Source organism: Micromonospora sp. NPDC003816 (assembly GCF_042874705.1).
Lineage (GTDB): Bacteria > Actinomycetota > Actinomycetes > Mycobacteriales > Micromonosporaceae > Micromonospora.
This window is the reverse complement of sequence record NZ_JBIANP010000003.1, coordinates 968508-984291: the sequence shown is the minus strand read 5'-3', so window position 1 is coordinate 984291 and position 15784 is coordinate 968508. Positions and strand designations below refer to the sequence as shown.

The window sequence follows — 15784 nt, the reverse complement described above, 5'->3', positions numbered from 1 at the left end:
CACGCCCGGCACCGTCGCACCACGCCACCGGAGTCGCCGTGTGGCCCGACCCGGTCTCATCCCCACCAGAACAGCGAACCGAGCACGGTGTAGAGCGCCACCAGCGCCAGACCTTCGAGGTGATTGACCGTGCCGTCGATGGTCACGAAGACGACGAGCAGGGCGGCCACGATGACCGCGACGATCTGCAACGGCGGGAAGATCAGCGTGAACTCGCCGGCGCCGAGCAGCGGGGCGATCAGCATGAGCACCGGGGCCAGCATCAACGCGACCTGGAGCGCGCCCTCCATGGTGATCGCGGTGGCGGTGTCGGCGTCGCCCCGCAGGCTGAGCTGCACCGCCGGGGCGAGCTGCGACAGGTTGCCGACGGTGGCCACCAGGAAGAGACCGACGAAGGCGGCGTTGAGGTTCATCGCCTCGGTCGCCGGCAGCAGGGCGTCCATCAGCCAGTCCGCCTCGAACGCGATGAGCAGACCGGCCACGGTCACCAGCACCAGTACGCGCGGCAGCGGCCACGTGCCCACCTTGGCCTCACCGGCCCCGTTGTGCACCGGCGGCGGCGCGTCGGCGTCCTTGCCGAGCCGGAACGGCAGCGACACCACGAAGACGGTGAGCAGGGCGATCGCCACCACGTAGGAGACCGCGGTGGTGTGTTCGGCGGCGGGGGTGCCGAGGTTCACCGCGATCGCCGGGGTGATCAGGGTGGCCATCAGGAGCACGAGCATGACCCGGGTGACCTTGGCGTGCCGACCGTCGATGCTCATCGTGCCGTTGCGCAGCCCGCCGGCCAGGTAGGACATTCCGTTGCCCAGCAGCAGCAGGTTGAGCACCGACCCGATCAGCGCGGCCTGCACCACGGCCACCAGGCCGGCGCGGAGCGCGAAGATGCAGATGATCAGCTCGGGCAGGTTGCCGACCACGGCCTGGAACGTGCCGATGGCGGCCGGACGCATCCGGCCACCGAGCTGGTCCAGCGACCGCCCGAGCACCGCCGAGGCGAGGGTGATCGCGGCCAACACGACGAAGAACCGCAGCACCGGCGCCGCGCCGCTGAGATGGGCCAGGGCCGCGAGCGTCGCACCGAGTGCGGTCGCACCCCACAGGAACAGGTCCACCAGGCGCCCGACGTCCCGGCGGGGTTGATCGATCTCGGCCGCCGGCGTCTGCATGATCGCACCTTATGGGGCGGCACCACCGGGACCACCATCTCCGGTGGCCGGTGTGACCCGGACGACGGCGCCCGGGTCACCGTGGCGACGCTCAGTGCTTGCCGTAGTGCTCCCGGGTCTCGCGGATCGCCTCCTCGGCCGCCGCGCGCTCCTGCGGCGTGGCACCCCGCTTGGCGGCCATCCGCGCCCGCAGCAGCTCGAACACGATCGGCAGCACGGACAGCCCCACGATGGCGATGAGGATGAACTCGATGTTCGTCTTGACGAACGGGATCTGGCCCAGGAAGTAGCCGAGCACCGTCACGCCGGTGCCCCAGAGGATGCCGCCCACCACGTTGTAGATGACGAAGGTGCGGTAGTTCATCCGGCTCACCCCGGCCACGATCGGGGTGAACGTCCGGACGATCGGCACGAAGCGCGCCAGCACGATCGACCGGGCACCGTACTTCTCGAAGAAGTCATGGGCCTTGAGCAGGTTCTCCTGCTTGAACAGTCGCGAGTTCGGGCGCCGGAACAGCGCCGGCCCGACCTTGCGGCCGAACAGGTATCCCACCTGGTCCCCGGCGATGGCGGCGATGGTGATGAGCAGGCACACCAGCCACAGCGGATACTTGATGTACTGCCCGTCGGCGACCAGCAGGCCGGTGGTGAACAGCAACGAGTCACCCGGCAGGAAGAACCCGATCAGCAGGCCCGACTCGGCGAAGACGATCACCAGGATGCCGATCAACCCGAAGGTCGAGATCAACCACTCCGGATCGAGCCAGTCCGGGCCGAGAGCCAGGGTGGTGGTGATGGGCGTCGACACGGAGACCTCCGAAGACCGCGGCATTCGTCCCGACCGCCGCGGGACGCCCGTAGTCTAGGCCGCCTTCGATCGCCCCGGTGCCCGACATCAGCTCACACCGATCCGCGCAGGTCACGGGCGTTGCGGCGGGTCGTGAGCCGCCCTCTCGTACCAACGCGTCCCCCCGCGCCGCACTGCGGACCGTGCCGTACTTCCGGACCGGGCCGTGGTCCGGGCGAGGTTCCGGCTTGTGGTCAGCGGGCGGTGATGCCGTCCAGCACCTGGTCGACGACCTTCTCCGGGAGGGTCGTCGTGTCGAGGTCCGGGTTCCAGTTCATCACCCGCTGGATGAGCATCGGGCCGGTGAGCATGGCCATGGTGACCTCGACGTCGAGGTCGGCGCGGAGTTCACCGTCGCGTACGCCGCGTCGCAGCACCTCCCGCATCACCGCGCGGCGCGGCTCGATGATGTTCTGGTAGAGCGCGTACTGCTCGGGGTCTCGTTTCACCACCGGCACCAGACACGGCATGATCTTCGCCGCACGTGGGTCGATGTGATGCCCGATGGCGCTGACCAGGGTGATCAGGTCCTCCCGGACGGACCCGCCGGCCGGCTGCGGCGGGTCGCCCTTGAGCGTCCGCAACGCGTCACTCAGCAGCGCGTTCTTGCCCGGCCATCGTCGGTAGATGGTGGCCTTGCCGACTCCGGCCCGGGCGGCGATCGCCTCCACCGAGATCGCCTCGATCGTGCTGCCCTCCGCCAGCAGATCCAGGGTCGCCTCGACGATGGCCTCGTCCGCGCGGACGCTCCGCGGCCGACCGGGCGGTCGCGGGGCGTCCGCGCTGCTCGTCATGCCGGCATTGTTCCTGACATCAGGGCGTACCGGCCAACTCGGGCTCGCCGACCGGCGTCGGCGCTGCGGCGGCGGCCCGCCCCGGCATCCAGCGCAGCGCCACCGCGACACCGGCCGCCGCGACCAGCGCGGCGAGTACCGCAGACAGGTGCATGGCCGAGACGAAGGCGTCGTCGGCCGCCGCGATCACCTGCGGCGCCGCCGGCCCGAGCTGACCGGCCACGCCGTACGCGCCGGAGATCGACTCCCCGGCCACCGCCCGTGCCTCGGCCGGCAGGTCCGCCACGGTCGGGGCGATGCCGGTGCGGTACCCGGCGGCCAGCACCGAGCCGATCACCGCGACACCGAGCGCGGCGGCCACCTGGCGGATGGTGTTGCTGACGGCGGAACCGACGCCCGCCTTCTCCCGGGGCAGCGCCGACATGATCGACTCCGTGGCGGGCGGCATGATGTTCGCCATCCCGGTCCCCTGCAGGAAGAAGACGACCAGCACCACCCAGATCGGCGTGGTGGCGTCGACGAAGGCGAACGCGCCCAACGACACCGTGGTCAACAGCAGTCCCACCGCCGAGACCGCCCGTGCACCGTACCGGCGGACCATGGTGGCGCTACGGGGCGCGAAGACCAGCTGGGCCACCGCGAACGGCAGGAAGAGCAGGCCGGTCTGCAACGGGCTGTAGCCGCGTACCAGTTGCAGATAGAACGAGCTGAAGAACATCACGCCCATGGCGGCGAAGAAGACCAGCCCGATCATCGCCACCGGCGCGGCGAAACGCGGCACCCGGAACAGTCGTACGTCCAGCGACGGGTGGCTGCTGCGCCGCTCGTACGCGACGAACCAGGCCAGCACCGCCAGGCCGCCGAGAATCGTGGCCCAGACCAGCGGGCGACCGAAGCCGTGCTCGCCGCCGTCGATGATGCCGAACGTCAGGGTCACCAGACCGACGACCGAGAGCAGCACACCGACCACGTCGACGCGCCCCGGCGCGGGGTCCCGCGACTCGGGCACCAACAGCGCTACCAGGACCACGCCGAGCGCCGTCACCGGCACGTTGATCAGGAAGACCGAGCCCCACCAGAAGTGCTCCAGCAGCAGTCCGCCGAGCACCGGGCCGATCGCCACCGCCAGCCCCACCGCGCCGGCCCAGATACCGATGGCCCGTCCCCGCTCCCTCGGGTCGAAGACGTTCGAGATGATCGACAGGGTCGCCGGCATGATCGCCGCGCCGCCGACCCCCATCAGTGCGCGGGCCGCGATCAGCTGGGTCGGGCTCTGCGCGTACGCGGAGAGCAGCGAGGCCAGTCCGAAGAGGACCAGCCCGACCAGCAGCATCCGCCGCCGCCCGGCCCGGTCACCCCACACGCCGAAGGTGAACAGCAACCCGGCGAAGACCAGCGTGTACGAGTTGATGGACCACTCCAGTTCACCCTGGGTGGCCCCGAGCCCATGCACCGGGTCGGCCAGCGTACGCAGGGCGACGTTGAGGATCGTGTTGTCCAGGACGACGACGAGCAGGCTGATCACCAACACTGCCAGGATCGCCCACCGCCTCGGGTGCCCGGTGTTCTCGTTCGGCTGCATCCCCCGACACCCTTCACATTTCGATACGGCCAAGTACCGTAATCCCCCCGAGCCTAGGCCCCCCAATTTCGATACGGAACCGATCCGTATTCACTGTGACCCCGGTCACCCCCCTCCCCCCACATTCCGCCACCCCCGCCGGGCCGGATGCAAGGAAGGGACCCTTCCTATACACCAGGCGTTAGCAGGGGACCCCTCCTTGCACCCACCCCCACCCCGCTGGACCCCCGACGCAAGGAAGGGCCCCCTCTTAACGCCTCGGCGCGTGGGCACGGGAGAAGCGAGGAGGTGGGTTGATTTGTTGCTGCCATAGCGACAACAAATCAACCCACCTCCGGTGGGCATGCCTGACCAGGCGCCGCTTATGGGGCTTTTGTCGGCTCCTGGCATCAGGGCGGCGGAATTCGTGGCGGGCGGAGGACGTGGTAATCGGGGACTGGGCACGCAGGGCCAACGCCCGAGACGGCTACGCCGGATCCCCACGGGAATGGCCCGCCTCCGCCAGTCGTTACACCCGGACCCGGCACCACGAGCGGCCACCACACCCCGCCAGCCAGGACCACCCCCAACAAAGCCACCAGCGCCTGACGGCGTCGGCACCGCCACCCCCTGCGGTGTCCCACCCCCGAACGGAGCTACCCCCATGAACACCATGCTGCGCAACAGCGTCCTCGCCATCGCCGGACTCACCGTCGCCGGCGGCCTCGCCGCCGGACCCCTCAACCACAGCACCACCGACACCACACCGACCAACCCCATCACCGCCGCCATCCAAACCGACAAGCCCGACACCACCACCCTCATCCCACACGGTGTGCAGGGCACCCAGTCCCACATCGACCTCGACAACGAGCAGATCGCCAACGCCAAGGCCATCATCGCCGCGACGAAGAAGGCCGACATGAACGAACGCGCCGCCGTCATCGCCATCGGCACCGCATTCCAGGAGTCGAAGCTGCAGAACCTCGGCCACCTCGGCGCCCGCAACGACCACGACTCCCAGGGACTGTTCCAGCAGCGTCCCTCCTCCGGATGGGGCACCGTCGAACAGATCACCGACCCCGAATACTCCACCCTCGCCTTCCTCAAGAGCCTCAAGCAGGTCGACGGCTGGCAGGACATGCCGCTGACCGTCGCCGCCCAGACCGTCCAGGTCTCCGCATTCCCCAACCACTACGCCCAATGGGAACAACAGGCCGCCGACCTCGTCGCCGCACACTGGAACAGCTGACCCACACCACCACGACGGCCGGCACCCCCAACAGGGGTGCCGGCCGTCGACGGATCCACGACGTTAGGAAGGGTCCCCTGCTATACACCAGGCGGTAACAGGGGGCCCCTCCTTACATCAGGACAGCAGGGCGTCGAGGGCCAGGTCTACGTCCTCGGGGGTGGTGTAGAGGTGGAAGGAGGCGCGGACCCGGCCGGCCCGGACGGCTGCGCGTACCCCGGCCCGTTCCAGCTTGTGCTGCGCGTCGGGCACCTCCACGGTGACGATCGCGCTGTCGCCGGGCGGTCGCCCCAAGCCGGTGAGGAACCGGTTGGCCAGCGCCACGTCGTGCGCGTACACGGCCGGCACCCCGATCTCCAGCAGCAGTTCCAGCGCCGGGGCCGCGCCGACCCAGTTGAACCAGGACGGCGAGATGTCGAAGCGGCGGGCATCGTCGGCGAGCCGTAGCGGCGGCCCGTAGTAGGAGGCGTGCGGGTCGCGGCCCGCGTACCAGCCGGCGGCGTCGGGCCGCAGCCGCTCCCGCAGGGCCGGATCGAGGTACGCGAACGCGGTGCCCCGCGGTCCCATCAGCCACTTGTAGCCGCCGGCCACGACCACGTCGGCCCGGCTCGCGTCGAACGGCAGCCAGCCGCACGCCTGGGTGGCGTCCACCACGACGAGCGCGCCGTGCGCTCGGGCCGCCGCGACGATCTCGTCGTACGCGGCCACCGTCCCGTCGGCGGACTGCACCAGGCTGAACGCCACCAGGTCGGTGCTGTCGTCGATCGCGTCGACCAGCCCGTCCAGCGGTACGGTGCGAACCTGCACGCCCCGTTCCTCCTGCACCAGCCACGGGAAGAGGTTGGAGGTGAACTCGACCTCGGGAACGACCACCCGCGCCCCGGCGGGCAGTGCGGCGGCGACCGGGGCCAGCATCTGGGAGACGACGGCGCCGACCGACACGTCTGCCACCGGCACCCCGACCAGCTGGGCGAACGCGGCCCGGGACCGGTCGGTCGTCTCGCTCCAGCCCTCCCACGAGCCGCGTCCGGCTCGCCACGCCGCGAGCGCGTCCTGCAACGCCTCCCACGCCGGGTCCGGCGGCAGCCCGTAACTGGCGGTGTTCAGCCATCCGGGCTGTGGTTGCCACAGCTTCTGTGCCTGTTCCAGTTCCACGCCCCGACGTTAGCCCTGGTCACGCCCGCGCCCCAGCGCCAATCCGCGCGCCCTGGCTCCCGACCCGCGCTAAGGGCCTGCGTTCCGAGAACCGTTCCGGCACCCGTGTCGTGCAGGCCGAGCAGGGTCAGCTCACGTTGGCGGGGCCGAGGACGCTCTTGAGGTCACCCATCAGGGCGGTGGTGGCGGCGACCCGGAACAGGCCGAGTCGCCAGGTCTCGACGCGCCCGCTGCGGTGCAGCTTCACGTGCACCTCGGTGTCGCCGGGATGCAGCAGCAGGGTCTCCTTGAGCCGGTCGGCGAGCGGTGGCGTGAGCCGGTTGACCGGGATCGTCAGGGTGACCGGTTTGCTCGCCGGGTTGCTGCTGACGTCCGGCAACTGCATGTCCATCGCCATGATGCGGGGGGTGTCGTCGCGCCGGTCGATCCGGCCCTTGACCACCACGATGGCGTCCTCGGCGATGTACTGCCCGATCACCTCGTAGGTGTTCGGGAAGAACAGCGCCTCCACCCCACCGGCCAGGTCCTCCAGGGTCGCCGAGGCCCACGCCCGGCCCTGTTTGGTGACCCGACGCTGCACGCCGGAGAGGATGCCGGCGAGGGTGACCACCGCGCCGTCGGGCACGGTGCCCTCCTCGGACAGGGTGGCGATGGTGCAGTCGGCCGCCGCGTTCAGCACGTGTTCCAGACCGAACAGCGGGTGGTCGGAGACGTACAGGCCGAGCATCTCGCGTTCGAACGCGAGCTTGTCGCGCTTGTCCCACTCGCCGTCGCTGATGACGGGCATGACCGTGGTGGTGGTCGCCGTCTCGGTGTCGCCGAAGCCCGAACCGAAGAGGTCGTACTGGCCGACGGCCTCCTTGCGCTTGACGTCGGCGTACGCGTCGATGGCGTCGGCGTGCACGGTGAGCAGCGCCTTGCGCGAATGCTTGAGCGAGTCGAACGCCCCGGCCTTGATCAGCGATTCGATGGTCTTCTTGTTGCAGACCACCGCGTCCACCTTGGACAGGAAGTCGTAGAAGTCCGCGTACTCGCCCTTCTCGTCGCGGCACCGCATGATCGCCGCCACCACGTTGGCGCCGACGTTGCGGATCGCGCCGAGGCCGAAGCGGATCTCCTTGCCGACCGGGGTGAACGGCCCGGCGGAGGTGTTCACGTCCGGCGGCAGCACCTGGATGCCCATCCGGCGGCACTCCGACAGGTACATGGCCATCTTGTCCTTGTCGTCGCCGACGGAGGTCAGCAACGCCGCCATGTACTCGGCCGGGTAGTGCGCCTTCAGGTACGCCGTCCAGTACGACACCAGCCCGTACGCGGCCGAGTGCGCCTTGTTGAAGGCGTACCCGGCGAACGGGACCAGCACGTCCCAGACCTTCTGGATGGCCTCGTCGGAGTAGCCGTGTTCGCGGCAGCCGTCCCGGAACGGGATGAACTCCTTGTCGAGGATCTCCTTCTTCTTCTTGCCCATCGCCCGACGCAGCAGGTCGGCCTGGCCGAGCGTGTAGCCGGCGAGGATCTGCGCGGCGCGCTGCACCTGCTCCTGATAGACGATCAGGCCGTAGGTGGGGGCGAGGATCTCCCGCAGCGGCTCCTCCAGCTCCGGGTGGATCGGGGTGATCTCCTGGAGGCCGTTCTTGCGCAGCGCGTAGTTGGTGTGCGAGTCGACGCCCATCGGGCCGGGCCGGTACAGCGCCAGCACGGCGGAGATGTCCTCGAAGTTGTCCGGCTTCATCATGCGCAGCAGCGACCGCATCGGCCCGCCGTCGAGCTGGAACACGCCCAGGGTGTCGCCCCGGGCCAGCAGCTCGTACGCGGGCTTGTCGTCCAACGGCAGGCCCAGCAGATCCAGTTCCTTGCCGTGGTTGAGCTGGATGTTCTTGACCGCGTCGTCGATGATGGTCAGGTTGCGCAGGCCGAGGAAGTCCATCTTCAACAGCCCGAGCGACTCACACGTCGGGTAGTCGAACTGGGTGATGATGACCCCGTCGGAGTCCCGACGCATCAGCGGGATGTGCTCGATGATCGGCTCGGCCGACATGATCACACCGGCGGCGTGCACACCGGTCTGCCGGATCAGCCCCTCGATGCCCCGGGCGGTGTCGATGACCTTCTTGACGTCGGCCTCGGACTCGTACATGCCCCGGATCTCGCCGGCCTCGGCATACCGGGGGTGCTTCGGGTCGAAGATGCCTTCGAGCGGGATGTCCTTGCCCATCACGGCCGGCGGCATGGCCTTGGTGATCCGGTCGCCGACCGCGTACGGGTAGCCGAGCACCCGCGCCGAGTCCTTGATCGCGGCCTTCGCCTTGATCGTGCCGAAGGTGGCGATCTGCGCCACCTTGTCCTCGCCCCACTTGTCGGTGACGTACTTGATCACCTCACCGCGCCGACGCTCGTCGAAGTCGATGTCGACATCCGGCATGGAGACGCGCTCGGGGTTGAGGAACCGCTCGAAGATCAGCCCGTGCGGGATCGGGTCCAGGTCGGTGATGCCCAGCGCGTACGCGACCAGCGACCCGGCCGCCGAGCCCCGGCCGGGGCCGACCGCGATGCCCTGGTTCTTGGCCCACTGGATGAAGTCGGCGACCACGAGGAAGTACGACGGGAAGCCCATCTGGATGATGACGCCCAGCTCGTACTCGGCCTGCACGACGTGGCCCTCGGGGATGCCCTGCGGGTAGCGGCGGGCCAGGCCGACGAAGGTCTCCTTGCGGAACCAGGACTCCTCGGTCTCGCCCTCGGGCACCGGGAAGCGCGGCATCAGGTTGTGGAACTCGAACATCCCGGTCGGGTCGACCCGCTCGGCCACCAGCAGCGTGTTGCGGCAGCCCTCCAGCCAGACGTCGGAGCCGTCCACACCGCGCATCTCGTCGGCGGACTTGATGTAGTAGCCGCTGCCGCCGAACTTGAACCGGTTCGGGTCGGCGACGTTGCTGCCGGTCTGCACACAGAGCAGCACGTCGTGCGCCTCGGACTGCGCCTCGTGCGTGTAGTGCGAGTCGTTGGTGACCACCGGCGGGATGCCCAGCTTGCGACCGATCTCGACCAGCCCGTCCCGGACCCTCTTCTCGATGTCCAGGCCGTGGTCCATCAGCTCCAGGAAGTAGTTCTCCTTGCCGAAGATGTCCTGGTACTTCGCGGCGGCCTCCAGGGCCTGCGCGTCGTGGCCGAGCCGCAGCCGGGTCTGCACCTCGCCGGAGGGGCAGCCGGTGGTCGCCATCAGGCCGTCGGCGCACTCGGCCAGCAGCTCGGCGTCCATCCGGGGCCACTTGACGAAGTAGCCCTCGGTGTACGCCTTGCTGGTCAGCGTGAAGAGGTTGTGCAGGCCGGTCTTGTTGCGCGCCCAGATCGTCTTGTGCGTGTAACCGCCACTGCCGGAGACGTCGTCGCTCTTCTGCTCCGGGCGACCCCAGCGCACCCGCTTCTTGTGGAACCGCGACTCCGGCGCCACGTACGCCTCGATGCCCAGGATCGGGGTGACCCCGGCGGCCATGGCCTGCTTGTAGAAGTCGTTCGCGCCGTGCATGTTGCCGTGGTCGGTCATCGCCACGGCCGGCATCCCCTGCCGCTTGACCTCGGCGAACAGGTCCTTGAGGCGGGCCGCACCGTCGAGCATCGAGTACTCCGTGTGCACGTGCAGATGCGCGAACGAATCGCCCACGGAGCCCCCCGGGTCGGATGATCGAGACGGTCGGGGCTAACCCTAACCCTGCCGCCGGAGGCCGTTCCAGCGCGCCGCGCACCCCCGGTCCGCCGAGGTGTCGCGGATCATGCCGGCCCGATACGCGCGGCCGACCCCACCGACCCGACGAGGTAGCGGCCGCGCCCCCGTCGGCCAGGCCCATCACCGTGTACGACCAACCGCCCGCCCACCACCACCCGACCTCCCACCACCCGCCGCCCACCACCCCGCCGCTCGCCCCGCCGATCATGGAGTCGTGGCAGTTCCATAACGTGCAAAACAGTACATATCCGCGACCTCGACTCCATGATCGATGAGCTGCGGAACCACAGAGCCTGGCGACGGGAAGTCAGGTCGGCACGGCCAGCTCCCCGCTGGACCGTCTGCACCAGAGCGCGTTGTGCCGAGAGTGGGCGGGCGCAGCAGATGACCAAGGAGTTTGCGCCCTCGACACCCTCCTTCCGTGATCAAAACTTCTTGATCAACTGGGGCCAGCCCCACGGGGCAGGGGCAGAGCGGGGCGGGGCGGGGCGGGGCGGGGGCGGGGTCTCGTTTGTGGCGAGGAACGCCTCGCGCTGACACCATGTCGCGTGGCGGACACTATTACGCGCTGGACAATGCTGTGTGGCACACACTATCGTGTGACGCATGGTCAGCGACGACGTCCTACGGACACACCTCCAGGAGCTACGCCGGGGAACGGTGGTGGTGGCCAGCCTGGTCGCGCTGCGTCGACCCGACTACGGCTACGCGCTCCTGCAACGGCTCACCGGGCACGGCTTCCCGGTGGACGCCAACACGCTCTATCCACTGCTGCGCCGGCTGGAGGAGCAGGGGCTGCTGAGCAGCGAGTGGAACACCGAGGAGAGCCGGCCGCGCAAGTTCTACCGCACCAGCGAGTCCGGCGAGCAGGTGCTGCGCCGGCTGCTGGATGACTTCTCCGCCGTACAGACCTCCCTGACCGACCTGATCGAAGGAGCCCGCAGATGACGACCTCCCTGACCGACCGGTATCTCGCCGCCACGCTGCGTTCCGTGCCGACCGGACGGCGTGCGGAGATCGCCGACGAGCTGCGCGCCTCGATCGCCGACATGGTCGACGGCCGGACCGCCGCCGGGCTCGACGCCACCACCGCCGAGCGCGAGGTCCTCACCGAGCTGGGCAACCCGGCACAGTTGGCCGCCCGCTACAGCGACCGGCGACTCCAGCTCATCGGCCCGGAGTACTACCCGGCCTGGCAACGCCTGATGATCGTGCTGCTGAGCACCGTGCCCGCCGTCGTCGGCGTGCTGATGGGCGTGCTGGAGGCCACCACCGCCGAGAACCCGGCCGGCGCGGTCGGCGAGGGCATCGGGGCGGCGTTCAACGTCGCGGTGCACATCGGCTTCTGGGTGACGCTTGTCTTCGCGGCGATGGAACGGTTCGGCACCCCGCTGCACCTGCCGGAATGGACCGTCGACCAACTACCCGAGGAGCCCGTCGAGCGGGACGTCAGCCTCACCGACGTGGTGGCCTCGATCGTGTTCCTGGTCCTGTTCATCGCCTTCCTGCCGTGGCAGCAGTTCCAGCGGGTGATCGGTGACGGCGACCGGCTGCCGATCCTCGACCCGGCGCTCTGGACGTTCTGGCTGCCGGTGTTTCTCGTGATCCTGGTCGCCAGCATCGGTCTGGAGTTCGCCAAGTACCGGGCCCGCCGGTGGACCTGGCCGCTGGTCGGCGTCAACGTCCTGCTCAACCTGGGCTTCGCGGTGCCGGCGATCTGGCTGCTCCAGGACGAGCGGCTGCTCAACCCGGAGTTCGTCGACCGTTTCGCCTGGCTCCGCGACGGCGGCCTCGCCACGGTCAGCCGGATCAGCATCGTGGTGATCGTCGTGATCGCCATCTGGGACGTCGCCGACAGCGCGGTCAAGGCGTACCGGGCCGGACGCTGATCCGACAGTCGGGTGAGGGCGGGACGCATAGCGGTCCCGCCCTCACCGGGCGTACACCTCAGGGGAGAACGGGCAGCTCTGGACCGTCGCCCGTACGATCATGAGCGCTGGAACCGACGTGCAACCGAGGGAGCGGCCATGGAACTGATCATCGGATTGCTGTGTCTGGTGGTGATCGTCGTAGCGGTGCTCGGCTTCGGCGTGTCGATCTACAACGGGCTGGTCCGGGCCCGCAACGCGTACCGTAACGCCTTCGCGCAGATCGACGTGCAGCTGGTCCGCCGGCACGACCTGATCCCCAACCTGGTGGAGACCGCCAAGGGATACCTCAAGCACGAGCGGGAGACGCTGGAGGCGGTCATCTCGGCGCGCAACAACGCCGTCAACGCGCAGACCGCCGCGTCGGCCGCGCCCGGCGACCCGGCGGCGATGCAGCAGCTCAGCGGCGCGGAGAACGCGCTGAGCGCCACGCTGGGCCGACTGTTCGCGCTCTCCGAGGCGTACCCGGACCTCAAGGCCAACCAGAACATGATGCAACTGTCGGAGGAGCTGACCTCCACGGAGAACCGGGTCGCCTTCGCCCGGCAGGCGTACAACGACTCGGTGATGGCCTACAACAACAAGCGCGAGGTGTTCCCCGCGAGCATGCTGGCCGGGATGTTCTCGTTCGGTCCGGCGGCGCTGTTCCAGCCGGACGACCCGACGCAGCGCAACGCCCCGCAGGTGTCGTTCTGAGGCACCGATGAACTTCTTCGAACGACAGCGCCAGGTACGCCGGCTGTCGACCCGCCTGGTCCTGCTGTTCGTGCTGGCCGTCATCGGCATCGTGGTGGTGGTGAACCTCGCGGTGGTGTTCGCCTTCAACGTCGGCACCAGCAACCCGCCCCAGCTCGCCGGGATGATCGTCATGGTCACCGTGGCCACCCTCGCCGCGATCGGGCTGGCCGCGACGCTGCGGACGCTCACGCTTCGCGGCGGCGGCGGGAAGGTGGCCCGTGAGCTGGGCGGGGTCCCGGTTCCGGCGGACACCACCGACCCGGAGCTGCGGCGGCTGCGCAACGTCGTCGAGGAGATGGCGCTGGCCTCCGGCGTACCCGTGCCCGAGGTCTACGTGCTCCCGGAGGAGACGGCGATCAACGCCTTCGCGGCGGGGTGGAGCCCCTCCGACGCGGCCGTCGCGGTCACCCGGGGCGCGTTGCAACGGCTCAACCGCGACGAACTCCAGGGCGTCATCGCCCACGAGTTCAGCCACGTGGTCAACGGCGACATGCGGCTCAACATCCGGCTGATGGGCCTGCTCTTCGGCATCCTGTTCCTGACCGTGGTCGGTCGGGGCCTGGCCCGGGCCGGCGCCCTCGGCGGCGGACGGAGCCGCAGCAACAACAACGGTGGTGCCCTGCCGTTCATGCTGGTCGGGCTGGCGTTGCTGGTGGCCGGGTACATCGGCGTGCTCGCCGGCCGGCTCATCCAGGCGTCGGTGTCCCGGCAGCGGGAGTACCTCGCCGACGCCTCGGCCGTGCAGTTCACCCGGCAGACCAGCGGCATCGCCGGGGCACTCAAGAAGATCGGTGGCCTCTCCGACGGCTCCGAGCTGCGCACGCCCAAGCGCGACGAGGTGGGGCACATGCTCTTCGGCGAGGCGGGCCGGGCGTCCTGGCTCGCCACCCACCCGCCGCTGGCCAAGCGGATCCAGGCGTTGGAGCCCTCGTTCGACCCGAACGAGCTGCGGCAGCTCGCCCAGCGCTGGGCCGCCGCACCGCCGTCGGGACGGCAGGAGGACATCGCCCTCGGCCTGGCCCCGAGCGGTCCCGGCACCGCGCCGGGCCGTCGTGACTCCGCCCGCCCGGCCGCAGCGGCGCTGCCGGTGGAGGGCACCCGGGTACGCGTCGCGCCGGCCGAGATGCTGGGCCGGGTGGCCGCACCCACCGAGACGGCGTACACGCACGCCGCAGCGATCCTCGACCGCATCCCGCAACCGCTGCTGGACCGGGCCCGCAACCGGGACTCGGCCGCGCCACTGGTGCTCGGGCTGCTGCTCGCGGCCGAGCCGGACGTACGGCGACACCAGTACGACGCGATCGCCCGGCAGCACGGTCAGGCGCTGGCCGACGCCGCCCTGCGGGAGGCCGACGAGGTGGCCGGACTGCACCCGATGCTCCGGCTGCCCCTGGCCGAACTGGCGTTCCCGGCCCTGCGCGCCCGTACGAACGGGGAACTGGAGTCGCTGATGGCGGCCGTGTTCACGCTGATCCACGCCGACGGCGCGATCAACGTGTCCGAGTACTGCCTCTCCCGACTGCTGCTGGCCGAGATCCAGGAGTCACTCAAGCCGGACTCCCGGTGGCGCACCGACCGGCGTACGCTCACCGACTCCCGTTCCGCGGCGGCCCACCTGCTCGCCCTCCTGGCCCAGGTCGGGCACGGTGACCGGGCCGCCGCCGAGCAGGCGTTCCAGGCCGGTGTCGCCACGCTGCTGCCCGGCACCTCCCTGCCGTACGCGCCGCCGGAGAACGGCGTACACGCGTTGGAGACCGCCTGGCCGGTGCTGGACGGACTACGTCCGGGCGACAAGGAGCGGCTGGTCGCCGCCGTGGTGGCGGTGATCAGCCACGACGGGATGATGACCGTGCCGGAGATCGAGCTGCTGCGGACGATCTGCGGCCTGCTGCACTGCCCGCTGCCGCCGATGGCCGGCGACGGCATCGGCTGACCGCCGCACCACCCGCCGGTCGGGCCCGGCAGGGCACGACCGGCGCGGCGACCGGACGGCGGTCCTGCCACTCGCGGGCCAGCATCGCGTAGATGACCTCGTCGGCCCACTCCCCCTTGACGTACTCGTTCTCCCGCAGGTGCGCCTCGCGCCGCATACCGAGCCGGGTCAGAACCTGGGCGGAGGCGGTGTTGCGGGCGTCCAACCGACCGACGACCCGGTGCAGGTCGCACCGGTCGAAAGCCAGCGCCAGCATGGCCTGGGCCGCCTCGGTCGCGTAACCGCGTCCCCAGTGGTCCGGGTGCAGCAGGTAGCCGATCTCGCCCTGCCGGTGTTCCGCGCTGGTCCAGCACAACAGCACGTCGCCGACGAGTTGCCCGGTCTCCCGCAGCACCACCGCCAACTGGATCGCGTCGCCCTGTTCCCGCAGCGCGGTCCGCTGCTGCCGCCGCGCCAGCACCTCGCGGGTGCCGTCGAGGTCGAGGGGTGCCTCGCTGTAGAGGTAGCGGTGGGCGGCCGGGTCGGCGAAGTAGGCGTGCAGGCCGGTCAGATCGGACGGCTGGAAGGGCCGCAGGTGCAGTCGCTCGGTCTCGATCGGCAGGTCAGGCGTCAACACTGGGGCAGCGTAACCGGCGTGGCACATCCCTCATCCGGCCGCCGGAGGTGCCCGCCGCCCCACCATG

General features: G+C 69.9%; 12 protein-coding genes. 5 read left to right on the top strand and 7 right to left on the bottom strand.

Annotated elements, in window-relative coordinates:
- Positions 1–56: 56 nt before the first annotated feature.
- From ACFYTT_RS15300 to ACFYTT_RS15285, 4 genes are all read right to left on the bottom strand, one after another.
- The gene (locus ACFYTT_RS15300; RefSeq protein WP_387259617.1) at positions 57–1169 is read right to left on the bottom strand and encodes a sodium:proton exchanger; all 1113 of its coding nucleotides are present in this window, start codon (positions 1167–1169) and stop codon (positions 57–59) included.
- 91 nt (positions 1170–1260) lie between these two features.
- The gene (locus tag ACFYTT_RS15295) at positions 1261–1977 is read right to left on the bottom strand and encodes a DedA family protein (protein ID WP_387259614.1); all 717 of its coding nucleotides are present in this window, start codon (positions 1975–1977) and stop codon (positions 1261–1263) included.
- A gap of 233 nt (positions 1978–2210) precedes the next feature.
- On the bottom strand, positions 2211–2810 hold the full coding sequence (locus ACFYTT_RS15290; protein ID WP_387259612.1) for a TetR/AcrR family transcriptional regulator: 600 nt from the start codon (positions 2808–2810) through the stop codon (positions 2211–2213).
- Positions 2811–2829: 19 nt separating this feature from the next.
- Positions 2830–4392, bottom strand: a complete 1563-nt coding sequence (locus tag ACFYTT_RS15285; RefSeq protein ID WP_357219106.1) for an MFS transporter — start codon at positions 4390–4392, stop codon at positions 2830–2832.
- Between the two features lie 643 nt (positions 4393–5035).
- Between ACFYTT_RS15285 and ACFYTT_RS15280 the strand changes: the two genes are divergently transcribed.
- Entirely contained in the window at positions 5036–5623 is a 588-nt protein-coding gene (locus ACFYTT_RS15280) for a hypothetical protein (RefSeq protein WP_387259609.1), read from the top strand.
- A gap of 117 nt (positions 5624–5740) precedes the next feature.
- Here the strand turns inward: ACFYTT_RS15280 and ACFYTT_RS15275 are convergent, their stop codons facing one another.
- Positions 5741–6778, bottom strand: a complete 1038-nt coding sequence (locus tag ACFYTT_RS15275) for an aminotransferase class V-fold PLP-dependent enzyme (RefSeq protein ID WP_176093279.1) — start codon at positions 6776–6778, stop codon at positions 5741–5743.
- A 127-nt stretch (positions 6779–6905) separates the two neighbouring features.
- On the bottom strand, positions 6906–10439 hold the full coding sequence (gene dnaE / locus ACFYTT_RS15270; RefSeq protein ID WP_131055822.1) for a DNA polymerase III subunit alpha: 3534 nt from the start codon (positions 10437–10439) through the stop codon (positions 6906–6908).
- 669 nt (positions 10440–11108) lie between these two features.
- On the opposite strand from dnaE, the gene ACFYTT_RS15265 reads away from it, so the two are divergent.
- The 4 genes from ACFYTT_RS15265 to ACFYTT_RS15250 all read left to right on the top strand — a co-directional run bounded on the left by ACFYTT_RS15265 (position 11109) and on the right by ACFYTT_RS15250 (position 15101).
- Positions 11109–11450: a PadR family transcriptional regulator gene (locus ACFYTT_RS15265; protein ID WP_387259605.1), complete on the top strand. Its 342-nt coding sequence runs from the start codon at positions 11109–11111 to the stop codon at positions 11448–11450.
- A complete protein-coding gene (locus ACFYTT_RS15260; protein WP_387259602.1) occupies positions 11447–12391 on the top strand; it encodes a permease prefix domain 1-containing protein in 945 nt (314 codons plus the stop codon). The genes ACFYTT_RS15265 and ACFYTT_RS15260 overlap by 4 nt, the downstream gene beginning before the upstream one ends.
- Positions 12392–12529: 138 nt before the next feature.
- Entirely contained in the window at positions 12530–13126 is a 597-nt protein-coding gene (locus ACFYTT_RS15255) for a LemA family protein (RefSeq protein ID WP_176093276.1), read from the top strand.
- Positions 13127–13133: 7 nt separating this feature from the next.
- A complete protein-coding gene (locus tag ACFYTT_RS15250; protein ID WP_387259599.1) occupies positions 13134–15101 on the top strand; it encodes a M48 family metallopeptidase in 1968 nt (655 codons plus the stop codon).
- On the opposite strand, the gene ACFYTT_RS15245 is transcribed toward ACFYTT_RS15250, so the two are convergent.
- Positions 14995–15717, bottom strand: coding sequence for a GNAT family N-acetyltransferase (locus ACFYTT_RS15245; protein WP_387259596.1), 723 nt, complete (start codon positions 15715–15717; stop codon positions 14995–14997). The two genes, ACFYTT_RS15250 and ACFYTT_RS15245, sit on opposite strands and share 107 nt — an antisense overlap.
- Positions 15718–15784: the final 67 nt, after the last annotated feature.

Coding starts and splice junctions, on each gene's coding strand:
- ACFYTT_RS15250 (WP_387259599.1), top strand. CDS start 13,134: ATGAACTTCTTCGAACGACAGCGCCAGGTACGCCGGCTGTCGACCCGC.
- ACFYTT_RS15255 (WP_176093276.1), top strand. CDS start 12,530: ATGGAACTGATCATCGGATTGCTGTGTCTGGTGGTGATCGTCGTAGCG.
- ACFYTT_RS15300 (WP_387259617.1), bottom strand. CDS start 1,169: ATGCAGACGCCGGCGGCCGAGATCGATCAACCCCGCCGGGACGTCGGG.
- ACFYTT_RS15260 (WP_387259602.1), top strand. CDS start 11,447: ATGACGACCTCCCTGACCGACCGGTATCTCGCCGCCACGCTGCGTTCC.
- ACFYTT_RS15280 (WP_387259609.1), top strand. CDS start 5,036: ATGAACACCATGCTGCGCAACAGCGTCCTCGCCATCGCCGGACTCACC.
- ACFYTT_RS15290 (WP_387259612.1), bottom strand. CDS start 2,810: ATGACGAGCAGCGCGGACGCCCCGCGACCGCCCGGTCGGCCGCGGAGC.
- ACFYTT_RS15285 (WP_357219106.1), bottom strand. CDS start 4,392: ATGCAGCCGAACGAGAACACCGGGCACCCGAGGCGGTGGGCGATCCTG.
- ACFYTT_RS15265 (WP_387259605.1), top strand. CDS start 11,109: ATGGTCAGCGACGACGTCCTACGGACACACCTCCAGGAGCTACGCCGG.